Genomic DNA, 18707 nt, shown 5'->3' with positions numbered 1-18707 from the left:
CATCTGATTTTTTTTTACTTTTGCAGCCCAGTTAAGTTCATCCAATGATTCCTCAAGCAATTTTCGCGATTTGCCTGTTCGGTCTTATGACGGGTATATTTCTGGTAACCAAAAAATGGAAATACTACCTGACCCTGGTACTGGTGCTGGCAGGCGTTTTTTTAACATCCTGCTGGAGTTTTGATTTGTTCAGCAGTCTGGATCAGATTCAGGAAATAAAGATCTATCCCTTCGGTGCTGACAGCGGATTGATTTTTACTATTGACAGGCTTTCCGCTTTTTTCATTTTCGTGATCAACCTTACCGTAGTAACAGGTATTTTGTATGCATACGGATATCTGAAGCCATACCTGAACTCCAAAAGCGATATTCAGCTCTCCATCCATTACTTTTCGTACCTGTTTCTGCATTATTCCATGCTGATGGTGGTCATGCTGAGGGACGGCCTGGCTTTTCTTATTGCGTGGGAGATAATGGCTGTTTCTTCCTTTGTTCTTGTGATATTCGATGCGGAGGACAAGGCTACGCTGAAAACAGGGATACGGTATCTGGTGCAGATGCATATCGGCATGTTCTTTCTGCTGATAGCATTTCTCATTGCAGGAAGGGAAACGGGAATCACAGGCTTTGATTCATTGCCGGCATATTTTTCGACCCATCCGAATTTTGGTCTGTTTCTTTTATTCTTTATTGGTTTTGGCATAAAAGCCGGCTTTCTTTTCCTGCATACCTGGTTACCTGACGCACATCCGGCAGCGCCATCGCACGTTTCGGGGGTTATGTCGGGTGTTATGATAAAAATGGGTATTTATGGGATCCTGCGGGTAGTTTTTCAACTGCAGAATGATTTTCTTTCCATCGGCCTTACAATACTTATTGTTTCGATACTCTCAGGTATTCTGGGCGTAATGATGGCCATCATGCAGCACGACATTAAGAGGCTGCTCGCCTATCACAGTATTGAAAACATAGGTATTATCGGTATCGGAACCGGGCTGGGTGTAATCGGACTGGCTGTCCACAATCCGTTTCTCATTATTACCGGATTCGGTGGGGGGTTATTGCATGTTTTGAACCATTCGCTCTTCAAATCGCTGCTTTTCTTCAGTGCAGGAGCAGTATATCAGGCTACCCATACCCGGAACGTAGAGCAAATGGGGGGACTGCTGAAAAAAATGCCCTGGAGCGCCCTGTTTTTTCTTATCGGATCACTGGCTATCTGCGGATTACCTCCCTTTAACGGTTTCATTTCGGAATATCTTATCTACATCGGAATGTTCAAAAGCCTTCCCGCATCATCCATGTACCAGGCTATCATACTTATATCCACCATTGTCGCTCTGTCGCTGATCGGAGGGCTGGCTATCTTCTGTTTCACCAAAGCATTTGGGATTGTTTTCCTGGGAGAAGCCAGAACCCAAAAAGCTGCTGAGGCAAAAGAAGCCGCGTTTTCCACCATTCTGCCGCAGTTCATCCCGGTGCTGTTCATCATTTCCATCGGGCTTTTATCGGCATGGTTTGCCCGACCTGTTTTTTCGATTGTTCAGCAGGCAACATTTCTTCCGGAAGCAGCCGACCTGGCGGCTCCGGTTCTGAATAACCTGACAGGAATCAACCTTGCCGGAGGAATTTTTATTGGTTTGGTTGTGCTCCTTTTGCTATACAGGCGGCAGCATCTCAAAAACCGTCCTGTTGCCTGCCAACCTACCTGGGGGTGCGGGTATACCGCTGTTACTCCCCGGCATCAATACACGGCTACTTCCTACGTATATAATTACAATCACCTGGCAAAGCCTCTTCTTCATACCAGAAAGATCATGGCCGAGATCAGGGAAGATGAAATTTTTCCGGATAAACGAACCTTTGTATCGCATAGTGAAGACATTATCAAGGAATATCTTACGGACAAACCTGCCAACTGGGGTCTTTCCGTACTGAAACGCATAGCCGCCATGCAGACAGGAAAGATACAGCATTACATTCTGTATGCCTTTCTTTTCATGCTTCTTGTTCTGATTCTGACCTATTTAAAACTATTATGAACAGTGCAGGTATTATAGCTGTTTTTCTGGCAGCCCTGATTATCCCGGGGATCATTCTTCGCACCAAAAGCATTGCATCAGGCAGGAAAGGTCCCGGTATGTTTCAGCCCTACAAAGACATCAGCGTACTCCTGAAAAAGGGGAGTGTTTTCAGCACTACCTCGGGCAGTATTTTCCAGATCGCTCCGGCCATAAACCTGGCTACGGTTTTATGTGCCGCCTTGTTCATTCCCTTTGGAAAATACGGAGCCCTCATTTCCTTTGAGGGCGATTTTATTTTCTTCTCGTATCTCATCGCACTTGGACGATTTTTCTCCATCATTGCCGCCCTTGATACCGGAAGCAGTTTTGAAGGAATGGGAGCCAACCGCGAAGCCTTTTTCTCCATGCTGCTGGAACCGGCTTTCTTCATTCTGATGGCATCCTTTGCTATGGCAACCGGATTTACTTCATTTACTGACATTTTTTCCAATTTCTATCTGTCAGAAAACAACTTCATGTTGATCTTCGGATTGCTTGGGATTTTTGTTTTCCTGCAGACAGCGATGGTCGAGACCTGCCGGTTGCCGGTAGATGATCCCAAAACCCATCTGGAACTCACCATGATTCACGAAGTGATGATTCTGGACAACAGCGGTTTTGACAAAGCTCTCATACACCTGGGCACCTATATTAAATTTGCCCTCTACGGGCTTCTCATTTTTAACCTGACCATACCCCCTGCCTGGCCATTCCCTGTTCAGCTCGTCAGTTTCGTTGCTATTCAGGTTCTGCTCGCCCTGGCTGTCGGCCTTATTGAATCATTCAGGGCAAGAAATAAAATGAATAAGAATCCAAAGTACATTTTAACCATATCAGGAGTTGCCTGGATTGCATTTATTGTTATCCTGCTGCTTGGTGAACGATTCTTAAATTAACTGACATGATCAATTACCTGATTGTTGCGTTTGCATTAACTCTGGTATACTTTGCTTCGACAGAGAGAATCATAACCTATATCCGGCTGATCGGGCTTCAGGGGTTGTTATTGTGCGGCATTGCGCTGTTTGAACTCAGCGATATCAATCTCGGCAATCTCTTGTTTATCATTTCAGAAACCCTGCTTTTCAAAGCGTTTATTATGCCCTTCCTGCTGTCGAAGATTGTTGATGCTTCGGGTGTAACCAAAGTGCACCGTCTGGCCATGCCGGCCTTTTACACCTTGCTTTTTTCGATTGCGTCCCTTCTGATAAGCGTTGTTCTGGCCGCATCCATGATGAACAATTACGTAAGTACGATTTATATGACCATTGCTCTCTTTGCGCTGTTCACAGGACTGATACTGATTGTTACCCACCGCCTGATTGTTTCCCATCTGATTGGTTTCATGATTATCGAAAACGCGGTGTTCTTTTTCTCCTTAGCCATGGGCAGCAAAATGCCAATGCTGATCAATGTGGGAATACTGCTCGATATTTTTGTCGGCGTTCTGATCCTTGGCTTCTTCGGGCTGAGGCTGAAGGCACATACCAATGAACTTACCAGATTAAAAGACTGAATATGGGACTTTTCGCATTCTTTGCTTTGTCGGTTATTCTGGCTATCCTGACCTTGCTGATCCGGAACAAGGCCATAATCCGGATGATCATGCTCCTTTTTTCCGCTGCACATATTGCCGTTACTGTTTATGCATGGAAAAATATCGGGAATACCGAGCTCACATATTTCACGTTCAATCATTCCGGTGTATTGCTGATGTCCGTTCTGGCATTTCTGCTTCTTCCGGTGGTTTACCACGGATTCATATATGTTGCCGGGGATGATGCACGGAAATACAGCATTTACCATTCATCACTCATTGCCCTGGCAGCCTTCATAACAGGAGCATACCTTGCCAACAATATGACGGTTCTGTGGATTTTTGTGGAAGCCACTACGCTGGCCGTAGCAGCCCTCATTTACCATGACAGGACAGAAATAGCCCTCGAAGCAACCTGGAAATATGTTTTCATCTGTTCCACAGGGATTGCACTTGCCTACCTCGGAATTCTGTTTCTCGGGTTTATTTATGGTCGTGAAGATGCTGCCAGCCTGTCATTTGAAGACCTTGCAGGAATGATAAACACAGTAAATCCCCTGTACCTTAAAATTGCCTTTCTGTTTGTGCTGGTAGGTTTCAGCACAAAAATGGGGCTTTTCCCCATGCACACCGTAACAATTGATGCCCATTCCGTTGCCCCTCCCCCCATCAGTGCACTCATTTCCACAACCCTCATGAACGTTGGATTTATAGCTATTTTCAGGGTATACACTCTTTTTGCCAGTTCACCTGTGCTGGGGTTTATGAACAATGCCCTGATCCTTTCGGGAGTATTGTCTCTTCTGATTGCGGCAGGCTATATGCTCAAGGCGAAGCATGTAAAGCGCATGCTGGCCTATTCGAGTCTGGAAAACATGGGACTGGTTGCCATTGCACTTGGCATTGGCGGCCAGGCATATTATGGTGCATTTCTCCTGATAGTTCTCCATTCGTTTGTGAAATCAGGGCTTTTCTTTCAGATGGGTCAACTGCACCGCGTTCTTCACACCTTCAAACTCGATGAAACCGGAAAATACATGAATGCTTACCCTGCCGGAGCCCTGGTACTGATTACCGGAATGATTCTGATTCTGGCTTTTCCTCCCTCCGGCATGTTTCTGGCCGAATTCTTTATTTTCAAAGGCATGATCTTTCAGGGCAGATGGATCCTGGCTGTTATTGTCATGGTGCTGATCAGTTTCATTATTTACGCAATGAGTACCAGAATCCTGCATATTGCCTATTCGGAACCAAAGGAATATGCCACGCCCCTGCCTCCGGGAAAGGTGAACCCGGCAGAGACCATCACCCAGTTCATACTTTTTGCGGTGGTTATTGCTTTGTGTTTTGTCCAGCCGCCTTTTCTTGCCGAAATAATCAACCAGAGTTTCTTTATGCTTCCAAACTGAAAAAGAATGAGCAGGAAGTATCTTGATATCAAAGCCAATCCGGCCATATGCAATTCCGATGATATACCGGTATTGCCCTATCACGAATTTTATGATCTGGTCAGCAATCTGCTTGCCGACGAGTCAAAACACTGTCTTGCGTATTTTGCTGTTCCCTCAGGGGAAAATTTGCAGTTTTACATTGCTATTGCCGATGATACCCGTAACAGCATTCTCCTTGCCGCGCACGTCTCGGAAAGGAAAGGTGCGGTATTGCAGTCGCTGGCTTCCGGAGCCTATCAGCTTCATGGATTTGAGCGGGAAATTCATGAAAATTACGGGGTACGGTTTGAAGGGCATCCCTGGTTTAAACCGGTACGATTTCCGTATAACAGGCACGATCAGAACTCTGTTATGGAGAATTACCCGTTTTATTCCATTGAAAGCGAAGAATTGCACGAGGTAGGAGTTGGGCCGGTGCATGCCGGCGTCATAGAACCGGGTCATTTCCGCTTCATCTGCAATGGAGAAAAGGTATTGCATCTGGAAATTCAGCTTGGTTACCAGCACCGGGGAGTGGAACAGCTTATGCTGGCAAAAGAGTCTGCCCTTCAGCGCTGCATTCTTTCAGAAAACATTGCCGGCGATACAGCCATAGGGCACGCACTTGCCCATGCCCAGCTCACGGAGGCTCTGAGCGAAACGCCGGAAAATGAAACACTGCACATAGAACGCTGCATCGCTCTTGAACTGGAACGAATGGCAGTCCATATCGGCGATACGGCAGCCTTGTGCGGTGATGTTGCCTATCAGCTGGGGCAGGTGGTGTGTGAAGCCCTGAGAACAACTGTTATAAATACCACACAGTTTTGGTGCGGCAACCGGTTCGGGAAAAGCCTGATACGACCGGGTGGATCAAACTTTCCCCTTACAGAAGAAGTTGCCGAAAGTATTCTGAAATTGCTGGACGACACCGGAAGGCGGTATGCCGAAATGGCTGATCGGATCTTTACTCTTCCCAGCCTTCTGGCACGTTTTGAGGATATCGGTATTGTTACCAGGGAACAGGCACTGAAACTGGGCCTTGTCGGGATGGCAGCCCGTTCCTCAGGCTTATTCAGGGACGTCAGAATATCCCATCCGTTTCAGTTTTACAGAAATTTCCCGGTGCAACCGGTTGTTCAGACTTCCGGTGATGTTCTGGCACGTGCTCTCCAGCGCAAAAAGGAAGTGGATGAATCCATCAGGTTAATCCAAAACCTCGTGGCCAGATGGAAAGAAAACAAGGCTGATGTTCCCATGCCTTCCTACCACAGCAAGCTTCGGCCTTCGACGTTTGCTATTTCCCTGACCGAAGGATGGAGAGGCGAAATCTGTCATACCGCCGTGACGAATGCAGAGGGAAAGCTTCAGCATTACAAAATCAAGGATGCCTCTTTCCACAACTGGATGGCACTTGCCCTTGCAGTACGAAACCAGGAAATATCCGACTTCCCCCTGTGCAATAAAAGCTATAATCTTTCCTACTGCGGGCATGATTTATAAACCTTTTGAAAAGAAAGCGCCATGCTGAAAGAAATCAAGATTCTGAAAAGTCACGGGATCCAATATGTAAAAGACCTGAGAACCCAGAAAGTGGCTGAAAGGTTCAGGGGCCGCCCCGTTATTGCAAACGATATAACAGACGAAGAAAAGCGTCAGGCAGCAGCAATTTGCCCTACGGGAGCCATTGATCCGGCGAAAGGTTGCATTGATCTTGGCCGGTGCGTTTTCTGCAATGAATGTGCCTTAGCCCTGCCCGACAAAATCCGGTTTACCAACGATTACCGCATTGCCGCCAACCGCAGGGAAGATTTAATCATCCGGCCCGGGGCCGATCAGCCGGTAAGACTGGCGGAGCACGAAATCCGACCGGAAATCAGAAACCTGTTCCATGGATCACTTAAATTGAGACAGGTTTCTGCCGGAGGCGACAATTCGGGCGAGATGGAACTGAATGCAGCCGGCAATGTGAATTTTGATATGGGCAGGTATGGAATTGAATTCGTTGCTTCACCCCGTCATGCAGACGGAATTGTAATTACAGGGCCTGTGAGCAAAAACATGGCAACAGCCCTTCAGATGACCTATGATGCTGTGCCTGATCCGAAGATGATCATTCTGGTGGGTACCGATGCTATCAGCGGAGGCATTTTTGCTGACAGCCCTGCCGTTGACAGGAGCTTCCCTGAAAGCCACCGGATCGACCTGTACGTACCCGGAAATCCTGCTCACCCACTCACTTTCATTAACGGATTAATGGATCTTCTTGGCCTCTGAAGCCGCGTGCCCGAATTTCAGGAACCTCTCAACAATATTTCCTATCGTTTTACCCCTATGCAGTAATAACCATTTCGCAGGGGCGTTGTTTCAAGAAATCCTTCCTGTTCATTTCCGTTGAGCTGGGCCGGAAGAACCTGCCAGCTATCCCTTCGGTCTTTTCGGTACAGCAAAACCAGGGCATCGGTGGTGGTTCCTTCAGGCATTTCACTGATGCTCCTGGTAAAAAAGAACCTGCCGGTAAGGTTCTGATAAGGAGAACATACCACGCTGATCCGCCAGTATCGTTCTGAAGAAAGCCTGATATTCCGCTGTTTCTGGATGCGGCCCGAAGGAGGAAGAAAATGCTGTTCTGCACGCACCCAGGCAGAATCGGGTGACATATGGTTAAAGGCCGAAAAGTAAGAAGCCCTGAAAAAGTGATCCCCGCCTCCTTCAATGATTTTCGTTTCTTCAACAGAGGCATCGGCGGTCTTTTCATCCGGATCGAGTATTATGCTCAGCGGGCGAAACGGAAGGTCAAGTGACAGCAGGCCGGGATTACCCGTCCATTTTACCTGATAAACATGCATTTTCCAGAGGCTGTCAAGCACCCCGATTTCTGTTTTGACCGATTCCTGGGGAATGTATGTGCCCCGCAACCTTTGATTTATCAGAACGCTCACCCTCCAGCGGCCATCCTGCCAGCTGGTGCGCAGAGAGTCTATTTCCAGGTCATTGAATCCTTTTCCATACACCCAGAACTGAAAGAAAGATTTCAGATCCGTCCGGGTTTCCCTGGAAAGAAATTGCTCAAATTCATGCACCGAACAATTCCGGAAGGCATACCGGGTCAGGTATTTTTTTACCGCATCAAAGAACAGACTGTCACCCAGATATCCCCTCAGGTTATGCACCACAAGGGAACCTTTGTCATAAACTGTGCTTCCGTAGGTTAGGGAATGAGGTATGCCATAGACGGGAAAATACCCTCCGTCAGCAACGTGGGTAGCCACAAGCACCTCCAGCTGGTTTTTGCGGACATAATCGCGAAATGCCTGCTTCCCGTACAGGCCTTCTGTTACAATGGCCTCGCAATAGCTGGCCCAGCCTTCGTTGAGCCACATGTCGGCTTCGGAGGCACAGGTTACCAGATTGCCGAACCAGTGATGGGATAATTCGTGTGCATAGAGGGTTTCGAACTGAGTGGTGCCGTCCACTGTATTACGGGCCAGAGTAATGTTGGTAGCATGTTCCATGGCTCCGTGGTTAAAGGGGACAATCACATAGCCAATTCTGTCCCAGGCATAGGGGGTAAAGCGGGTTTCAAAAATCTGCATCCATCGGGTAAGGTTTTGAAACGACCTGGCTGTTTTTAAACTGTCTTCGGGAAGGCAATAAATTTGCCAGGGTATGCTGCGCTGAAGACCCTGGTAAGAACCTTCCAGCCTGATGTAGCGGCCCACAGCTACCGAAGCAAGGTACGTAGGAATGGGCTGCTTCATTTCCCACACCCATGTCGTATAGCCGGGTTCGGATTCTTTGATTCCGCACAAGGTTCCGTTACAAACTGCCGTGTATCCTGACGGAACAGTTACATGGAAGGTATAGGTTGCCCGGTCGGTAAAATTATCAATGCAAGGGAACCACACCCGCCCGAAGTTGGGAGGTACAGCATCCATGCCAATTCCGTAATTGAAGGCTTCATCACCGGCAAAGAAAAAACCGCCCCAGCGCTTGTCCCTTAAAGGCGTTCCCTGGTAGTAAATGATCAACGTAACCGTATCGGCCGGAGTCAGCTTCCCTGCAAAGGTACCGCGGATGGTCTCTCCTTCCCGGAAGAACTGCACATTTTTCAGCACCGGAGATGCCACTGAATCCACTTTCAGTCCGGCCAGGTCAAAGGCAAACGTCCCCTGATTGCCTCCGGGATAGATACAGTGAATGACGGTAAAGCCTTCCAGTTTTTGATCCTGCAAATTCCGGAAGGTAAGATGAACGGAATACCGGATCACATCAACCGAATCGCGGTAATTCATGTGTTCCCTGTGTGATTCCGGCCTGAGAAGCTGGAAGGGATAAACCACTGTCAGGAAGATGAATACTGCCAGGCGCATTTCGCAGGGGATTGATGATTTTTGCAGGAGTAAAAATAAACTTTTGGCAGGAAAAAGCATAAGCAGGTACGCGGAAGGAATCGGTCCGGTCCGCATCAGGTTTGATCATCTATTCAGCAGATGGTGAAAGGTTCTGCCGACCAGAAGGAAAGAGATTCCCTTATGAAAGAAATTGCCTGGCTGGAAGACAGCTTGTTTACCAGACCCGGGAAAAATGTGCCCTGATTCAGGAGTTCAGTTAAACCAGTACGACAGTTTTGCCACCACGCCCCTGCTTTTGTTTCTGAAGTTTTCAGGCCAGGTGTTGTCGGTATATACAAGATAAAAATCGCTCACCGGAGCAAAACGGTACTGGAAACGAATATTCAGGTTCAGGTTATCAATCTGATTATTATACTGTAAAAAGGTTGTAAGAAAAAGCTTGTCGGTAAACGTAATATCCACTTTCGGACCAAGGAGAAGGAGATTGGCGCTGTTATAGGGCGCCGGGAGGACGATACTGTTGAATGCGCCGGTCATAGCCAGCCTGGCATAGGGCTGAATGCGGAAATTCAGCTGTCCTTCGACCGAGAACCGGGAACCGTTGTAGAACCCTCCGTAAAGAACCGATAAAACCGCATTGAGGGGTTTGCGCAAATCGGAGGAATATCCGGCTGACACCTCATTCCAGTGATAGGAAGAGCCCGTTGCCAGGCTGTCGCCGCCGGTGTGGGTAGGATCAAACGGTGCCTGAAGACGGATATACATATCATTCACCTGCAGATAAAACAACTGTTTGTTCATCATTTCCACAAAGTACTTTGCCTGCAGGTTTCTGTCAGAAACGGAAAAGGAAGGAGTAAAGTATACAACCGGTGCAAGGATGAAACCATGGTTAGCCACACGTCCACCCGGAGGAAAGAACTTATACTGCAGGGAAGGGTTGAGCAGATAGTATCCTGTGCGCTGTACATAGCCGACTTCGGCAAGATAATCCCTGCCAACCCAGGTTTGGGCCAGAGTAGCTTTGACAAACTGGTTTTCGAAGGTAAGGCTTGCCGAAGCAGCTCCGCTTTCAGAGTTGGCTCCGGAATAGAGGGAGTGATGATAGTACGCCTTACCAGTCCATCGGTGGTCGGCACTGGCAAGATTGTATTCCAGGCCGCCAACCCGGTTAAATGAATTGCCTGTAAACGACGAATCAGTTGGCCTGTCAGTTACTTCCCGGTTGATAACAAACGCGGTAATATTGGACCGGCTGAACAGTTTGCGCTGCAGCACCGCCACGCCGAAATTGGCTCCGGCAAACTCATCCCTGGCCACAGTCTGAATATCCATAAGGCCAAGCCTCCAGTTTTCCGAAAGCTTTCCGCTGAGGCGCATTCCTCCGGCAATCGGATTTTCAAGGCCAATGCGACGGGAAAAGAAAGGACGAACCTTTTCTTCGCCCAGGCTGGCGAAAATGTCGCTGTTTTCGAGAAAGAACTGCCGCTTTTCGGGGAAAAACAGTTCAAACCGGTCGAGGTTGGTTCGCTGTTGATCCACTTCCACCTGCGAGAAGTCGGGATTTATCGTAATATCAAGGTTCAGCGAAGTTGAGAGCATCAGCTTGGCATCAGCCCCGGCCTGCACACTGTAAGACGTTGGTTTTCCGGCTTCCCTGTCAGATGAAGCTTTAACCAGTGCGTACGGAATCAGCGAGAACCTGATTCCCGGGGCAGGAAGGCTTGCAGGCCATACCAGGGTACCCGTATAGGCAAGGTTGGCTGTCTGAAACTGCCTGGGCACAGGAGCCCATGTTGACTTTTCGTTGGTTTTCAGATCGAGCCGGCTGAAATTAATGCCCCATACGGTATCCCCCTTGATGTAACGGATGCTTCGGAATGGAATGGCCATCTCAGCTGTCCAGCGGTCGGTATAGTTTTTAACAGCCGATTTCCACTTGGTGTCCCATTCAAGCGATACAAACCCGCCGTTTGCCTGAATACCATCCCATTGGGCACCTGCGGCCGAAACCCCAAAGGCAAACCCGTTGGTCTGATCATTGTATGGATCGATGAAAGCAATAAAATTGTCGTTGTTGCCGAAAGCAAAATCACGACGCAGGGATTCAACCGGCCTCGGGCCCGGCAGAGGATCGAAGCAGATGACGCCTATGTACAGAAAATTCTCATCGGCCAGTAGCCTGACTTCTGTCTGGGCGGCCGCATAACCGGTATCCGTCGGTAAAACCCGATGGAAGCGGGAGGCAGGTTCTGCCTTCTCCCATGCCGGCTCATCAAGAATTCCATCGATATGCATTTCTTCCTGCAACGGGGATACATGAACAATATACTGTCCGCGATTCACAGGATGATCCTGAGCACATAAAACCAGGGCCGGCCAGAAACAGCAGGCAAATAAAGCAATCCGCTGAATAAACGCATGCATCATTGGAAGAACATATACCATAAGCTCCAAAAATACATATCTTTGAGTATGCCAAACCACAGATATGAAAAAAAACTTTTTTCGGCTTGCGATTTTACTGCTTTTCCTCCCGTATCCGGTAAAAGCGCAGGAGAGCAATGTGCTGGTGCTCTTCCGGGGAACTTCGCCTGACGCAAAGCAGGTGACCACCTGCATCATTCCGTGGCTCGAACATCTGGGTGTGCCGTTCCGGACCATCGACGCAGACCGTGAAAAACCATCGGTAAGCTCTGCTACAGCCCTCGTTATTCTGGGTCATTCAAATATTTTCAAACGGCAGAAACACTGGAAAAAATTTGAAAAAGAACTGATGCTGAATGAAACTGGATTAATGGCATTTGAGAGTCCGGTTCATGGGAATCGTGGAGATTCGGCGGCGGAAGTCCGCTTTGTACAACAGCATTATATTACGCAACAGCATACTGTGCCCGGAACATTTGCCTTTACGGGAAAAATGAAACTTCCCCGTAAAAATTCCCGTCAGGGTGAAGTTTTGCTGGAAGCCGGAGGAGTTCCCGTCCTGCAGATTGATGAAAAAGGTGCATCGCGGCGCGTCTGGTGGAGCACAGCAGACTGGATGAGCACTTACGTTTCCGGTCCCCTGGGCGGTATGGACGATCTTTTCTGGCGTTCCATCGTTTGGGCAGCCCGGAAGCCTTTTGTAATGCACTGCCTTCCCCCGCTGGTGACCATGCGTGTTGATGATGTGGCCGGCAGGGGCGAAATCTGGCATCAGACTCCTCTTTACTGGGTCGGCGTTTCGGCAAAATACGGTTTTAAACCATGGCTGGGATTGTTTATTTACAACCTTACTCCTGCCGCCGTGAATGAACTTCGATCCTACCTCCTCTCCGGCGATGCTACGGCTGCTCCCCATGCTTTCGGCAGGCCCAACCGGAGCAATCAACGTGCGGATGGATACCTGAAAACAGGCAATGCCGACGATTACCCTTTCTGGTACGACACGACAGCCTTCCGTTTAAGAGCTACCTGGTATGATGAATTCATTTACTTCGACCACCACAGGGGTAAACCATGGAGCGAGGAAGAAGCCATCGCCGGACTGGAAGCTGCTGACCAGTGGTGGAAGAAGAACCAGCCACTGCCCATGTCGAAGTACCTGATAGCCCATTTTTACGAAATGGCTGAAAACAACTTTCCTTTCATCAGCGAACGCTGGGGCATCGAATACCTTGCCCTGGGGCATCCCGTCAATCTGCCGTATGCCGATTCGGTGCCATGGCTGGTATGCGGGCCGTTCCGGAAACATGAACCTCCCGGAACCTGCACCAGCAATCCGGCCCTCAGGGGAAACCGCCCTGTTTATTATGCCGATTTTGTCACCATCAATGGCTGCAAACTGTTTAACTGCTTCACGGAAATACGTGACGATGCCGGATATGAATGGGCGCCCGACAATAACGTGGAAGCCACGGTTGAACGGGCCGTACGACAGCTCAGGCGCGCACTGGACGCAAAAGCACCGGCCGTGCTGTTTACCCACGAAACTGACTATATATACCGGATCCGGCCCGAAAACTGGGAAATGATTATGGCCGGCATCCGTAAGGCCATCAACCCATGGAATGTCATCCCGCTAACCTCCGACAGCGCCCTGAGAATCGTGAGAGCCTATTCAACCAGCTCACTCGACAGCTATTCCTTTTCCGGAGAAAACCTTACCCTTACGCTGAACGTTAAGGGCTATGCCGACGTTGCCACCACAGCAGAAGTTTTTACGGAAACAGAAAAAGGAATTGCAAGCCAGCTGGTCATGATACGCCCGCACGACGGACCCCTGCAGATACCCGTTGTTCTCAAGGGATCAAGAGTTTTCCCTGAACAGAACGAACGCCTGCCGCTAAAAAAATGAACGGCTCTTATAAAAACAAAAACAATGACTGCATCAAATTTTGAAAGATTGATCAGGCTTGCTGATGCAACATTTGCCGTGCGGAACGATCCCAGCCAGCTGAATGTGAACGAAGAAATCATGGCGCGTCTGCGGAAAATTCATCCCCGCACCATTTCGGAATACAGCGACGAAAACGGTCCGGTGGCATGGGTTCTTCTGATTCCAACCACACTCCGGCTGATGCACAGGTTTCTGAAAGAAGAAATATCGGAAAAGGAGCTGTTCAACCTGACTCCGGAAAACGCTGAATATGACGCACTCTACCTTTGTTCCGCTCTGGTACTGGAAGAATACAGAAGGAAAGGGATTGTAAGGAACCTCGTGATGGAGGCAATTTCGGAAATCAGAAAAGATCATCCCCTGAAGGCGCTTTTTGTATGGCCTTTCACGAGAGAAGGGGAACTGACAGCCGAAGCTATCGCCCGGTCTGCATCCTTACCTCTTTACAAACGAAGCGTAAAAAAGAATCATTAGTTTCGGGCCGGGAAACAAAACCGCAACAAATAAAACCATACAACAGGCGCAAGATGAAGGCCAGTACTTTTTTTATCCGCGGGTACAGGAACGAATGTTTTTTTTTGTAATATAGTAACCAATTACCTTAAAATCCATATCCCATGAAACTTGTTGATGAATTTAAAGCCTTTGCCCTGAAAGGGAATGTTGTTGACATGGCCGTAGGTATCATTATCGGAGCGGCTTTTGGTAAAATTGTCAGTTCGCTGGTAAGCGATGTGATCATGCCTCCTCTGGGTTTGCTGATCGGCGGGGTTAACTTTACCGATCTGAGAATCACCCTGAAAGCGGCTGAAGGGGCTAACCCGGCCGTTACCATGAATTACGGTAATTTTCTTCAGGTTACCTTTGATTTTCTGATCGTAGCTGTAGCCATTTTTATGGTTATAAAGGCCATGAACCGGCTTAACAGGAAGCAGGATACAGCACCATCTCCTGCTCCTCCTGCTCCCTCAAAAGAAGAAGTTCTCCTGGCTGAAATCCGCGATTTATTGAAGAGGAATGTAAGCTAAGTGTACAGCCCCTTTTTTCGCTTATAATTAAAAAGCCGGAACTTCTTCCGGCTTTTTTTTTTCGGGAAATACTCAGTTCATTTTGTTGGCCAGAAACTCCTTAATGCCTTCCTGTGTTGCCTTCAGAGCCTTTTGTCCTTTATGCCAGTCGGCCGGGCATACTTCCCCATGCTCTTCGAAATACTGCAACGCATCCACCATCCGAAGGGTTTCTTCCACACTCCTTCCCAGAGGCATGTCATTGACCACCTGGTGCCGCACAATACCTTCCCTGTCAATAAGGAAAAGCCCCCGGTAGGCCTGCGGAGTGCCATGAAAAACAGCTTCTCCTTCTTCATTGTAATCATAGGTTCCGGCCAGAACATCGTAATTCTCTGCAATGGTCTTCGCTAAATCGGCTACCAGCGGGAACTTTACTCCCTTTATACCTCCGTCTTTCACGTCGGTCTGCAGCCATTTCCAGTGCGAAAATTCCGAATCGGTCGAACACCCTACAACCACTGTATTCCTAACTTCAAATTCCCTGATCTTCTCCTGAAAAGCAAGAATTTCAGTGGGACATACAAAAGTGAAATCAGCCGGATAAAAGAAGAAAACCACGTATTTCTTCCCAAGGTACTGATCAAGGGAAAAATCCTGTACAATTTCATTGCCGTTGATAACAGCCGGCGCCTTGAATTTAGGAGCCTTTTTTCCTACTAAAACTGCCATATTTTACATCGTTTTAAGGTTAAACATAGTATTAGTAAAAGATGACAAAGATACATAAAAAAGGTAATTTCTTACTGAAATGATATAATGTCCGGCTTGCGGACAAAAAAGTTAGGAAACCTCAGACGGGCCATGGTTCCGAAAACAAACATAGCAGAATTCATTCCGGGAAGTTTTTCCGGATAGAAGATCATTCCTGCCTGAAACGTGTCGAAAACCAGGCGTTCATTTCGGATGCGGATGCCGAAACCGGTTCCTGCATAAAAGGGATCATACAGAACGAACTGTGCTTCGTCCCCAATCCATCCGGCATCGAGGAAACCATAGAAAGCAGGACGAAAACCCAGCACGTACCAGGGGGTAAACAAAACCGATTCTCCTTTCAGCATCAGCCGTTTCTTACCCCGGACGAGGCGGTTGTCGAAACCCGTCAGGCCTTCGGGTTCCCTGATGTAAAGGAATTCATCATCAAACCGGTTGATGCCAAGGGTGTAGTTCAGTTTGAAGAAATGCCTGAAATAAAAGCAGTTAAAAACGATCAGGTTGGTAAAGGCGTTGATATCGTAACGGAATATGCCCTGCTCGAGCTGGCCCTGATGCAGAAAGCCGCCCAGTTCCAGTTTTGTATATACATAAGCCAGGCGGCCCACATAATAACCTTTTGAAAAGGAAAAACCTGAATAGAGCCGGGTATAATACTCATTCCATTCCACTCCGCCCAGAATATTGAGCAGGGAACCAAAAGGAATATCTTCTGTCCGGCCGAAGCTGTACACCAGGTTGGTCCGGTAAAAATCCTGGGCTGAAAAGGAAAGGGAACCCATCAGAAGCGTTTTGTTCTGGTATGGATAGAGCACATTGGGAGCCACCTCATCGGGACGCTCATAGAATGCATCCCTGCTGAGGCTTCCTGCAAGGACGATGTTGTTCCTGTTTCGTGTGAACCAGTTCTGGGTTTGCACGGGGAAAGCCCTGCCTGCCCACATTGAATAGGTTTTGCGCCCAATGGGAACCGGCCAGACAAGGGAGTCATGAATCCACGCTGTTTGCAGAATGCTTCCCTGCGTCCATTCCATACCTCCGGCATACCGTACACCGGACGTATAAAAATCGCGGCTTATATTCAGGTTCCAGAGGTTCTCGCGATAACCGGTCACATAGTTCAGCCGGGCATCAGCAAAGGATCCCATAATATTTTTCACTCTCAGCAGTCCTTCATATCCTACCACAGGCGCATGGTCCGGATCCCAGCACAGAATGTGATCCAGCTCGTATCCGGTGCCCAGAAAATTCTGGTCCCACACCCGCAGTTTTCCTTTCTGTGCATCACTCAATTCAAGCGAAAAAGCTTTAGCAAGTACATCTTTGGTTACCACGAAAACATCCACGCTGTCGGTTCCAACCGGCCTGAGGTAAATACGCGCATCTTCAACCGACGGAATTTCACGCAGTAACCGCTCATTATCGGCAATCACATCGGCTTTCACTTCGGCTCCTGGCTGTATCAGCATGTGATTCATCAGAACCCGGTCGGAAGTATAAAAGTGCATGCGGTTTATTCCGCGTTCAATCCAGTTTTGCGGTACAGCAGAAGTATCCGTAACCGTCGGGCCAAAGATTTCAAGCTTTTTGAACTGAATGTTCCGCACAATTCTTCCTTCATATTCCTGGTAGGCAAGAATGCCCTGCTCCGTCTGCAGGGTATCACGCAAAGGCTTCCGGTTGGAGGGAATCACCACAATGTTGTGGATGACTTTAGCCCAGTATAGCCGGGCGGCTTTCTCCTCGAGTTTTTGAAAAAACAAATCGGCTTTTTGTTTCCTCAATGAATCGGGAACCAGAAAGACCGTATCGGGAGGCGGAACCATTCTTCTGTGCGCAGAAGAAAGGGAATCAGGCCTTACAGTCCCTGCCAGAACGGAAACAGTCCGGAATGCCGGAAACACAAGGCAAATCATCAAAATTCCCATCCTCATTGCACAGCGTTTTTTTGCTGACTGAACACAGAAAAAAGGCTGATCACAGGCCATCGGGTAAAAATACATAAAGATTGTGGAAAAAAGTCAGGAGCATGTTGAAGGGAATTCGTTTAATTTTATCCATTCATCCAGCAAACGTCATGTCAGAAATTATCATTTACAAAGCCTCGGCCGGTTCAGGAAAAACCTGGCAACTCACTTACGAATACCTCCGGATTCTTTTTTCAAGGCCGGATGATTACCGGCACGTTCTGGCAGTAACCTTTACCAACAAGGCCACGGAAGAGATGAGGAACCGGATTCTCGAAGAACTTCGCCAGATGGCCGCCGGAGAGAGCACAAGCCTTGCCCGGCGACTGATTGACGATGGCATAGTGCCACCCGGTGAGATGAAAGAAAAAGCATCGCGCATTCTCCGCATCCTGCTCCATAATTTCAGCCGTTTTACCGTAACCACCATCGACAGTTTTTTTCAGCGGATCCTTAAAAGCTTTGCACGGGAGGCAGGAATACCTTTCTACAGGGAGCTTATCCTCGATGATAAAATGGTTCTGGAAGAAACCATCGATCAGTTGTTTTTTCACCTGAACGAACATCCCTTTCTGCAGGACTGGCTGGTGAATTATACGCTCGACCGCATCCGGCAGGGAAGCTCCTGGAATGTACACAATGAAGTCAGCCTGCTGGGCAAAGAGATCCTCCGGGAATCGTATCCCGGAGCGCTGGCGCCGGCACAGCAGAGCTTTTCTGACGAACAGCGCGAACAATGGCAGGGCTTGCTGTTTGGAAAAGAAAAAAAGCTGAAAGAAAACCTGATCGCAACAGGCAAACGGGCATGTGAGATTGCCGGCCGGTTTGGTCTGAACGTGAATGATTTCGCCGGAAAATCACGGTCGGTAATGGCCTACTTTGAACGACTGGCCGCAGGAACGATAGCGGAACCCTCCGATACTCTCCTATCTGCCCGCACTGACGAAACAAAATGGTTTTCAAAAACCTCGGAAAAGAAAGATCTGATCAGGCAGGCCATGGATGCCGGCATGCTGCAGCTGCTTGAACAAAGCATCGAAACCCTGAGGGAACTTTATACCATTCAAACGCTTACACGGAATTTTTACGTATGGGCCATCTTATCCGACCTTGCGGAACTTCTGCACGAGTACCTTGCCGAACAAAACCTGCATCTGCTTTCTGATACCCATAAAATTCTCCATCAGCTGATA

At 48.3% G+C, this 18707-nt stretch carries 14 protein-coding genes; 10 read left to right on the top strand and 4 right to left on the bottom strand.

Translation table 11 applies throughout. The annotated features are described in order from the left end of the window. Positions 1 to 86: 86 nt before the first annotated feature. Genes GX419_07015 through GX419_06990 form a run of 6 tightly spaced genes read left to right on the top strand, consistent with a single transcriptional unit; the run spans position 87 to position 7307 of the window. Positions 87 to 2042: an NADH-quinone oxidoreductase subunit E gene (locus tag GX419_07015; GenBank protein ID NLI24436.1), complete on the top strand. Its 1956-nt coding sequence runs from the start codon at positions 87 to 89 to the stop codon at positions 2040 to 2042. After that, complete coding sequence (locus tag GX419_07010) at positions 2039 to 2959, top strand: hypothetical protein (protein NLI24435.1); 921 nt, start codon at positions 2039 to 2041, stop codon at positions 2957 to 2959. The genes GX419_07015 and GX419_07010 overlap by 4 nt, the downstream gene beginning before the upstream one ends. Before the next feature lie 5 nt (positions 2960 to 2964). Further along, positions 2965 to 3579, top strand: coding sequence for a hypothetical protein (locus tag GX419_07005; protein NLI24434.1), 615 nt, complete (start codon positions 2965 to 2967; stop codon positions 3577 to 3579). A gap of 2 nt (positions 3580 to 3581) precedes the next feature. Further along, entirely contained in the window at positions 3582 to 5009 is a 1428-nt protein-coding gene (locus tag GX419_07000) for a hydrogenase 4 subunit F (GenBank protein ID NLI24433.1), read from the top strand. Positions 5010 to 5015: 6 nt separating this feature from the next. Continuing rightward, positions 5016 to 6533, top strand: coding sequence for an NADH dehydrogenase subunit (locus GX419_06995; protein ID NLI24432.1), 1518 nt, complete (start codon positions 5016 to 5018; stop codon positions 6531 to 6533). 21 nt (positions 6534 to 6554) lie between these two features. Beyond that, the gene (locus GX419_06990; protein ID NLI24431.1) at positions 6555 to 7307 is read left to right on the top strand and encodes an NADH:ubiquinone oxidoreductase; all 753 of its coding nucleotides are present in this window, start codon (positions 6555 to 6557) and stop codon (positions 7305 to 7307) included. A 41-nt stretch (positions 7308 to 7348) separates the two neighbouring features. Here the strand turns inward: GX419_06990 and GX419_06985 are convergent, their stop codons facing one another. Together GX419_06985 and GX419_06980 are read right to left on the bottom strand one after the other, a co-directional pair. After that, a complete protein-coding gene (locus GX419_06985) occupies positions 7349 to 9403 on the bottom strand; it encodes a M1 family metallopeptidase (protein NLI24430.1) in 2055 nt (684 codons plus the stop codon). A gap of 234 nt (positions 9404 to 9637) precedes the next feature. Beyond that, positions 9638 to 11833, bottom strand: coding sequence for a carbohydrate binding family 9 domain-containing protein (locus GX419_06980; protein ID NLI24429.1), 2196 nt, complete (start codon positions 11831 to 11833; stop codon positions 9638 to 9640). A 43-nt stretch (positions 11834 to 11876) separates the two neighbouring features. On the opposite strand from GX419_06980, the gene GX419_06975 reads away from it, so the two are divergent. The 3 genes from GX419_06975 to mscL all read left to right on the top strand — a co-directional run bounded on the left by GX419_06975 (position 11877) and on the right by mscL (position 14794). Next, entirely contained in the window at positions 11877 to 13724 is a 1848-nt protein-coding gene (locus tag GX419_06975; GenBank protein NLI24428.1) for a hypothetical protein, read from the top strand. Positions 13725 to 13748: 24 nt separating this feature from the next. Beyond that, positions 13749 to 14240, top strand: a complete 492-nt coding sequence (locus GX419_06970) for a GNAT family N-acetyltransferase (GenBank protein NLI24427.1) — start codon at positions 13749 to 13751, stop codon at positions 14238 to 14240. A 143-nt stretch (positions 14241 to 14383) separates the two neighbouring features. Further along, positions 14384 to 14794, top strand: coding sequence for a large-conductance mechanosensitive channel protein MscL (gene mscL / locus GX419_06965; protein ID NLI24426.1), 411 nt, complete (start codon positions 14384 to 14386; stop codon positions 14792 to 14794). 72 nt (positions 14795 to 14866) lie between these two features. On the opposite strand, the gene GX419_06960 is transcribed toward mscL, so the two are convergent. Further along, positions 14867 to 15505, bottom strand: a complete 639-nt coding sequence (locus tag GX419_06960) for a peroxiredoxin (GenBank protein ID NLI24425.1) — start codon at positions 15503 to 15505, stop codon at positions 14867 to 14869. Positions 15506 to 15576: 71 nt separating this feature from the next. Next, complete coding sequence (locus GX419_06955; GenBank protein ID NLI24424.1) at positions 15577 to 17481, bottom strand: hypothetical protein; 1905 nt, start codon at positions 17479 to 17481, stop codon at positions 15577 to 15579. Between the two features lie 143 nt (positions 17482 to 17624). Here GX419_06955 and GX419_06950 point away from each other — a divergent pair. After that, positions 17625 to 18707, top strand: a 1083-nt coding sequence (locus GX419_06950; protein ID NLI24423.1) for a UvrD-helicase domain-containing protein, incomplete at its 3' end; no start/stop codon positions are given.

It is taken from the genome of Bacteroidales bacterium (assembly GCA_012517825.1).
Classification (GTDB): domain Bacteria; phylum Bacteroidota; class Bacteroidia; order Bacteroidales; family JAAYUG01; genus JAAYUG01.
Note: the sequence above shows the minus strand (reverse complement) of the source record. Positions and strands in the feature narration are given on the sequence as shown.